The sequence below is a fragment of the Synechococcus sp. BA-120 BA3 genome, assembly GCF_034931285.1.
GTDB lineage: Bacteria > Cyanobacteriota > Cyanobacteriia > PCC-6307 > Cyanobiaceae > Cyanobium.
In genome coordinates, this window is record NZ_JAYGHZ010000322.1 from 1 (window position 1) to 7,319 (window position 7,319).

General features: G+C 70.8%; 9 protein-coding genes. 4 read left to right on the forward strand and 5 right to left on the reverse strand.

The features are described from left to right. Positions 1–844, reverse strand: an 844-nt coding sequence (locus VB737_RS13300) for an NFACT family protein (protein ID WP_500313647.1), incomplete at its 3' end; no start/stop codon positions are given. Between the two features lie 60 nt (positions 845–904). On the opposite strand from VB737_RS13300, the gene gmk reads away from it, so the two are divergent. After that, entirely contained in the window at positions 905–1,480 is a 576-nt protein-coding gene (gmk, locus tag VB737_RS13305) for a guanylate kinase (RefSeq protein ID WP_500313648.1), read from the forward strand. Positions 1,481–1,549: 69 nt separating this feature from the next. On the opposite strand, the gene VB737_RS13310 is transcribed toward gmk, so the two are convergent. Both VB737_RS13310 and VB737_RS13315 read right to left on the reverse strand, forming a co-directional pair. Further along, on the reverse strand, positions 1,550–1,663 hold the full coding sequence (locus VB737_RS13310) for a Photosystem I reaction center subunit IX (protein WP_500313650.1): 114 nt from the start codon (positions 1,661–1,663) through the stop codon (positions 1,550–1,552). 11 nt (positions 1,664–1,674) lie between these two features. Continuing rightward, entirely contained in the window at positions 1,675–2,184 is a 510-nt protein-coding gene (locus tag VB737_RS13315; RefSeq protein ID WP_500313652.1) for a Photosystem I reaction center subunit III, read from the reverse strand. Between the two features lie 73 nt (positions 2,185–2,257). On the opposite strand from VB737_RS13315, the gene tsaD reads away from it, so the two are divergent. Together tsaD and VB737_RS13325 are read left to right on the forward strand one after the other, a co-directional pair. Then, entirely contained in the window at positions 2,258–3,313 is a 1,056-nt protein-coding gene (gene tsaD / locus VB737_RS13320) for a tRNA (adenosine(37)-N6)-threonylcarbamoyltransferase complex transferase subunit TsaD (RefSeq protein ID WP_500313654.1), read from the forward strand. Between the two features lie 38 nt (positions 3,314–3,351). Then, positions 3,352–3,549, forward strand: coding sequence for a high light inducible protein (locus VB737_RS13325; RefSeq protein WP_323305126.1), 198 nt, complete (start codon positions 3,352–3,354; stop codon positions 3,547–3,549). 16 nt (positions 3,550–3,565) lie between these two features. Here VB737_RS13325 and VB737_RS13330 read toward each other — a convergent pair whose 3' ends face one another. Beyond that, positions 3,566–4,720 (reverse strand): type IV pilus twitching motility protein PilT, encoded by a 1,155-nt coding sequence (locus tag VB737_RS13330; protein ID WP_500313656.1) that lies wholly within the window; start codon positions 4,718–4,720, stop codon positions 3,566–3,568. Between the two features lie 250 nt (positions 4,721–4,970). On the opposite strand from VB737_RS13330, the gene wecB reads away from it, so the two are divergent. Then, on the forward strand, positions 4,971–6,092 hold the full coding sequence (gene wecB, locus VB737_RS13335) for a non-hydrolyzing UDP-N-acetylglucosamine 2-epimerase (protein ID WP_500313657.1): 1,122 nt from the start codon (positions 4,971–4,973) through the stop codon (positions 6,090–6,092). Here wecB and VB737_RS13340 read toward each other — a convergent pair. Further along, a partial coding sequence (locus VB737_RS13340; protein WP_500313659.1) for an efflux RND transporter periplasmic adaptor subunit occupies positions 6,089–7,319 on the reverse strand: 1,231 nt, incomplete at its 5' end. The two genes, wecB and VB737_RS13340, sit on opposite strands and share 4 nt — an antisense overlap.

Below are 7,319 nucleotides of genomic sequence, written 5' to 3' on the forward strand. Positions count from 1 at the left end.
GCCCCCGGTTGCTCGCCCAGTCGCCGTCGGCGGCCGGCGGCCCTTCGGGGTCCCAGCAGCGGTAGTCGCTCGGGCCACCCCAGCCCAGCTGGAAGCGCTCCTCGGCCACCGTCTCCAGCCAGAGCCGCCAGCGTTGCCAGAGCCGCTGCCACGCCTCCGGCTCCAGGCTCTGCACCGGCCGTTCCAGCCCGTCCTGGGCTAGCTGGCGGGCCAGGGCCGGGCCGACCCCCTGGTAGGCGCCCATCAGGGCCTCGCCGACGCTCTGGGGCAGGAGGCTCAGGCGCCGCCGCCAGGAGGCGACCTCCTCCTCCAGCCGGGGCGGTTCGCCTGCCATGGGCGGCGGCGGCTGGTAAGGATCGCCGGTGCCGATCGGCCGCAGCCGCGAGCGGTCCTGGCGCACCTGGCGGGCCAGGGCGATCACCCGCTGGTCCTCATCGAGCAGGAACAGGTTGCTGTGGCGCCCCATCAGCTCGAGCACCAGCTGCCTGCGGATCGGCTCGCCGGGCCTGGGGGCGAAGCCCAGGGCCACCACCCGCTCCCAGCCCTGCTGCTCCAGGCTCACCAGGGCCAGGCCCCGCAGGCCGTGCTGCAGCTGCTGGGCCAGGGTGCTGCCCTCCCCCTGCTTCAGGGGCGGCTCGATCTTCAACAGGCGCGGCGCCTCCGCCAGCCAGCTGAGCTCCAGCCAGAGGCTGCCCCGCAGGCTGCGCAGGCCCAGCTGCAGGCGATGGGCGTCGGGCTGCTGGGCCTTCTCGAAACGGCTGGGCAGCAGGCCGCGGCGCATCTCGGCCAGCACGGCGCGCAGGCTGGTCACATCCATGGCCTGGATGGACGGGGATGGGGCCATCGCCTCCTCTGTCGCCTCAGAGCGGTCGACCCCTACTGTGCGCCCCAGCGCCAGCGATCCATGGACTCCCCCCCCTCCAGCGGCCGGCTCACGGTGATCACCGGCCCCAGCGGGGTGGGCAAGGGGACCCTGGTGGCCCGGCTGCTGCAGCGGCACCCCGCCCTGTGGCTGTCCGTCTCCGCCACCACCCGCTCGCCCCGGCCCGGGGAGGTCGACGGACAGCACTACTTCTTCCTGACACGCCCCGACTTCGAGGCCCGGGTGACCGGCGGGGGCTTCCTGGAGTGGGCCGAATTCGCCGGCCACCTCTACGGCACCCCCCGGCCCCCGGTGGAGGCCCAGCTCGCTCAGGGGCGGCCGGTGCTGCTGGAGATCGAACTGGAGGGGGCCCGCCAGGTGCGTCGCACCTTCCCGGCGGCCTTTCAGGTGCTGATCACACCGCCGAGCTTCGAGGAACTGGAGCGCCGCATCCGCGGCCGCGGCACCGACAGCGACGAGGCCATCACGCGGCGGCTGGCACGGGCACGCCAGGAGCTCACGGCCGAGGCGGAGTTCGATGCCGTGCTGGTGAATGCCGACCTTGAGGCGGCCCTGCAGGAACTGGAGCGGCTGCTGGGATTGGGCGACGCCGTCTGACGCTCCAGCCATGAAAAAGCGGCCCTTGCGAGGGCCGCTGGCGGTGGTTGATCCGAACCGATCCGGACTTCAGGGGTGGAGGATCAGATCCGGGAAGAAGCGGAACACTTCGATCGTGATGCCGGCGGTCAGGGTGAACCAGACGGCGGCCACGACGGGAGCGGTGGTGAGGAATTTCTTCATGGCTCTGGGGATCAGCGGGGGGAAACGGTCACTTTGGAGTCGGATTCCACCATGGCTCCGCTGGTGAACTCCTTGAGGGCCGCCAGGGGCCAGACAGCGGCGGCCAGGGTGGTTTTGAACGCCAGGGGCAGATCGATCTGGATTTCACGCATGGTGGCGTCCTTGCTGCCGCGGACGGCGATCAGGTAGCCACGGCCGGCCCAGCCGATCGTGCCGGCGATGTACAGGAAGAGGAGGCCCGGGATGGTGAAGTCTCCGGCGTGGCTCCAGCGGCCGTCCGTGATCAGGTGGGGCAGGCCATCGGTGCCACACAGGGCCTCCCCGTAATAGGCGAAGCGGGCCTTGGCCTGATCGGTGGTCGCAGCGGCGGCGCGCTGCTGGAAGCGGGGGGTCTCGCTGCAGGGGGTGAGTCCGCCGATGTCGGCCCGGGCCGAGGGGGCGAAGCCGAAGAGCAGGAACACGGACGCCACCAGGGCGAAGGCCCGGATGGCGAAGGAACGACTGGAGAGAAGACGGCGCATGGAGAGGGGCCGCGGGGGAACTGCCGCGGGGCAGGATGGCTCGTGCGGACAGTAGGGGAGCTGCCCAGGGAGCATGCGCACGGTTCTGGCCCTCGAAACAAGTTGTGACGAGTCGGCGGCGGCGATCGTGGCCGGTCGGCGGGTGCTGGCGGGGGCCGTGGCCTCCCAGATGGAGGAGCACGCCCGCTGGGGCGGGGTGGTGCCGGAGATCGCCTCGCGCCGCCATGTGGAGGCGCTGCCGGCCCTGATCGCCCGGGTGCAGGAAGAGAGCGGTGTCGCCATGGCCGATCTCGATGCCGTCGCCGCCACGGTCGCCCCCGGCCTGGCCGGGGCCCTGCTGGTGGGGTCGGTCACGGCCCGCACCCTGGCGCGGCTGCATGGCAAGCCCTTCCTGGGGGTGCACCACCTGGAGGGCCATCTGTGCTCGGTGCACCTGGGCGATCCCCTGCCGCCGGGTCCCTACCTCGTGCTGCTGGTCAGCGGCGGCCACACCGAGCTGATCCGGGTCGATGGCCCCGGGGCCTACACCCGCCTGGGCCGCAGCCGCGACGATGCGGCCGGCGAGTGCTTCGACAAGGTGGCCCGGCTGCTCGGGCTGGGCTATCCGGGCGGGCCCGCGATCGAGGCGGCGGCCGAAGGTGGCGACCCCGGCCGCTTCCGCTTTCCCAAGGGCAGGGTCTCCCTTCCCGAGGGGGGCTTCCATCCCTACGACTTCAGCTTCAGCGGCCTCAAGACAGCGGTGCTGCGCCAGGTGCAGCGGCTCGCCGGCGAGGGCTCTCCCCTGCCGGTGGCCGATCTGGCGGCGAGCTTCGAGCAGGGGGTGGCCGAGGTGCTGGTGGAGCGCAGCTGCCGCTGCGCCGTCGAGGCGGGCCTGGAGACGGTGGTGCTGGTGGGGGGTGTGGCCGCCAACCGGCGCCTGCGCCGTCTGATGGGAGAAGCCACCGCCGCTCGCGGTCTCTCCTGGCGCGTCGCGCCCCTGGCCTACTGCACCGACAATGCCGCGATGGTGGGCCTGGCGGCGGTCGAGCGCCTCGAGGCGGGGGGACGCAGCGGGATCAGCCTGGGGGTGGCGGCCCGGCTGCCCCTGGAGCAGGCAGGCGGGCTCTACGCGCCACAGCCACCCTTTTGATGCTCCTATGGTGGTGCAGTCGCTTCAGGTCCGGCCCCATGGCCCCCGCGAATCCCCTGCCCCTTGAGCAGGTCGAATCTTCCCTCAGCGACACGGAACCCGTGTCCCAGCAGGAGCTGAATGCCTGGCGGCGTGGATTCACGCCCCAGGCCGAGATCTGGAACGGCCGTCTGGCCATGCTCGGCCTGTCGGTCGGTCTGGGGGTGCTCCTGCTGGTGCGGCTGGCCGGCGGCTGAATCCCTGCCTGTTGGCTCAGGTCCGGCCGCGCATCGTCTGGGCCAGTTCGCTGGGCCTGAGGCTGGCAGCGAGCGCGTCTTCGGGATGCACCTTGCCGGCGGACACCAGATTGGCTAGGTACTGGTTGGACGTGATCATGCCGTCGAAACCGCTGCGGGCCATGATCGCTTCGATCTCATCGAGATTGGCCCGCATGATGTAGTCCTTGCAGGCATCGGTGTTGATGAAGACGTCGTGGTACGACGCCCTTTTGCCATCCACCGTCTTGATCAGGCCCTGGGAGATCACCCCCAGCAGCGAATCGGCCACGGAGCGCCGCACGATCTCCTGTTCGTCGGGGGGGTACATGCCCAGCATCCGCTCGACTGAGCGCACCGCCGAGTTGGTGTGCAGCGTGCCCAGCAGCAGGTGCCCGGTCTGGGACGCTTCGATCGCCGTGGTGAGGGTGTCCTGGTCGCGGATCTCCCCCACCAGGATCACGTCGGGATCCTCCCGGAGCGCGGCGCGGAGGGCCGTCTTGAAGTGGCGGGTGTGGCTGCCCAGTTCCCGCTGGCGAATCAGGGACTGGCGGCTCTGGTGCACGAATTCGACCGGATCCTCGATGGTGAGGATGTGGCGCTTCATCGTGCGGTTGATGTGGTCGATCACCGCGGCCAGGGTGGTGCTCTTGCCGGACCCCGTCGGCCCGGTGACCAACAGCATGCCCTTGGGACGCTGGGCCAGATCCTTGAGCACCGGCGGCAGGTTGAGCTCGTCGATGGTGGGAATGGCCTGGGGAATCAGCCGCAGGACCATCGCCGGACCCTGCAGGGATTCCAGCAGGTTGATCCGCACCCGCACGAAACCGAAGGCGTAGGAGCCGTCGTATTCCTTCTGCTGGAAGAAACGATCAATCTGGGCGGGCTCGAGGATCTCCCGCAGCCAGTCGCGGAAGGTGTTGCCATCGGTCACGCCCAGACCGGCCAGGATCATGTCGCCCCGACTGCGGAAGCGGGGCTCCTCACCGACGCCGAGGTGGATGTCGGAGAAGTTGCGTTCGAAGGCCACCCGAACGATCTGCTCGAGGGTCGGCGGGGATCCACCATCGGCCGACATCGGCGTGCCCTGGGCAGCAAAGGGAGCTCCGCTCTGGAGGCTCACAGGGGGCGGCGGCGGTGGGGCCTGGGGCATGGAGGAACGCGGCTGGAGCGCGGGGCGGCCCCGCTGATCGAAAGCGCTGAACGAAGACGTTGGTCGAAGGTGTTGGTCGAAGGCGTGGCGGAATCTGTCGGTCGACTGCTGCTGATACGCCGAAGGCGCTGTGGCTTCGGGAGATCCTAGGGGCGGATTCGCTTCTGTCGATCGCGTCGGCGACCGGCCCCCCGGCTGGCGGGGGAGCGTCGACAAGGGCTGCCTAGGATCGTCTGAACCGCGTCGGCCCGTGTCCCCACAGCCTCTGGTCAGCATCGTTCTGGGCACGCGCCCCGAGGCCATCAAGCTGGCTCCGGTGATCCTGGCCTTCCAGCGGTCGCAGGACTTCCGCACCCGCGTCGTCCTCACCGGACAGCACCGCGAGATGGTCACCCAGGTGATGCACCTGTTCGGCCTCACCGCCGACCATGACCTGGCCCTGATGGCTCCGAAGCAGACCCTCACCCACGTCACCTGCGCGGCCCTGCAGGGACTGAAGCAGGAGTTTGAGGAGCACCGTCCCGATCTCGTCCTCGTCCAGGGCGACACCACCACCGCCTTCGCCAGCGCCCTGGCCGCCTTCTACGAGCAGATCCCCGTCGGCCATGTGGAGGCCGGCCTGCGCACCGACGACCTCCTCGACCCCTTCCCCGAGGAGGCCAACCGCCGCCTGATCTCCCAGCTGGCCCGCCTCCACTTCGCCCCCACGACCCAGTCGGCGGCGAACCTGCGGGCCTCGGGGGTGGTGGGCGAGATCCTCACCACCGGCAACACGGTGATCGATGCCCTGCTTCTGATGGCCACCACGGCCCCCGACTGGGACCTGCCCGGCCTCGACTGGCAGAAGCAGCGGGTGCTGCTGGCCACCGTGCACCGCCGCGAGAACTGGGGCGAGCGCCTCCAGGACATCGGCCGCGGCTTCCTCGCCCTGCTCGAGCGCTTCCCCGACACCGCCCTGCTGCTGCCGCTGCACCGCAATCCCACGGTGCGGGAGCCCCTGCAGGCCCTGCTCGGCTCCCATCCCCGCGCCTTCCTGATCGAACCCCTCGACTACGACCGGCTGGTGGCGGCCATGCGCGGCTGCACGCTGCTGCTCACCGATTCGGGTGGTCTGCAGGAGGAGGCCCCGGCCCTGGGCAAGCCCGTGCTGGTGCTGCGCCGCACCACCGAGCGACCCGAAGCGGTGGCGGCGGGTACGGCCAAGCTGATCGGCACCGACAGCGACGCCATCCTCAGCGAAGCCAGTCGGCTCCTGGAGGACCCGGAGGCCTACGGGGCCATGGCCCACGCCCACAACCCCTTCGGTGACGGCGCGGCCAGCGGCCGGATCGTTGAGGCAGCACGCCGCTACCTCAGCCTGGCTGTCGCCTAGGGGCGCTTCTTGGCCCAGGGGGGCAGGTCGATGAACACCCGGGTGCCGCTCTCCAGGCCCGAGAGGATCTGGGTGTCCTTGCCGCTGCTGGACCCCAGCTCCACAGGCTGGAAGGTGGGTTCCTGTCCCTTGCCCACCAGCAGCACCCCCGGCCGGCCGTCCTCCGTGACGATGGCGACGGTGGGCACCACGGTCCTGGCCTGCAGGGTGCCGGTCTGGAAGTCGATATCGGCGGTCATGCCGATGCGCAGTTCCGGGGCCGGATCGGTCAGCTGCAGCTTCACCTCGAAGGAGGTGACGTTGTTGGTCTTCACCGCCCTCGGGGCGATCTGGCGCACCCTGGCCTGGAAGCGACGGTCGGGGAAGGCATCGACGCGCACGCTGGCGGGCAGGCCCACCCGCAGCCGGCCGATGTCGCTCTCGGGCACCTTGGCGACCACCTCGAGCCCTTCGGAGAGCTCCACGATCGAGGAGCTGGTGGCGCCGGCGGTGGCCGACGCGGTGGTGGTGGGGGTGACGAAGGCGCCCGGTTCGGCGTAGCGCTGGCTGATCACCCCATCGAAGGGGGCCCGCACGATCAGCTCGTCCTTCTCCACCATCCGCTGCCGCAGCCGTTGCCGGGCGGCGGCGGTGGCCAGGCGCCGCACCTCCGCCTCCGAACGGAAGCGATTCATGGTGTCGAGGCTGATCGCCCCCTGGCGGAACAGGGGTTCGTTGCGGCGCAGTTCGCTGTCGCTGCGGCGCTGCTCCGACTCCGCCGACTGCAGGTTGGCCTGCAATTCCATCAGCCGGTCGCGCAGGTCGCCGTCATCCATCAGGGCCAGGGGTTGGCCCCGGCGCACGCTGTCGCCCTCATCGACCATCAGCTCCAGCAGCACCCCCTGCCGCTTGGGACTGACATTCACCCGCTTGACGGCATCCAGCTCGCCGCTGGCGGTGATCACCCCGGGCAGGGATCCCTCGCGGGCCACCACCGTGAAGGGGGCCAGGTCGCGGCCGGCTTGCTGGCGCTGGCGCTGCCAGAGACCGGCGGTGGCGAGCAGGGCCAGGCCCACGGCCACCACCACGGCGCCGAGGGGGCGGGCCAGCAGCAGCCAGGGCTGGTCGGGGAAGGCGGCCCAGGTGCTGGCGATCACGATCGGGTTGAGCACGGGGGCGGCGAACAGGAAGCCGAGGCCGGCGCCGAGGGGCGCGCCACCGCTGAGCATGCGGCGGGCCACCGGCACG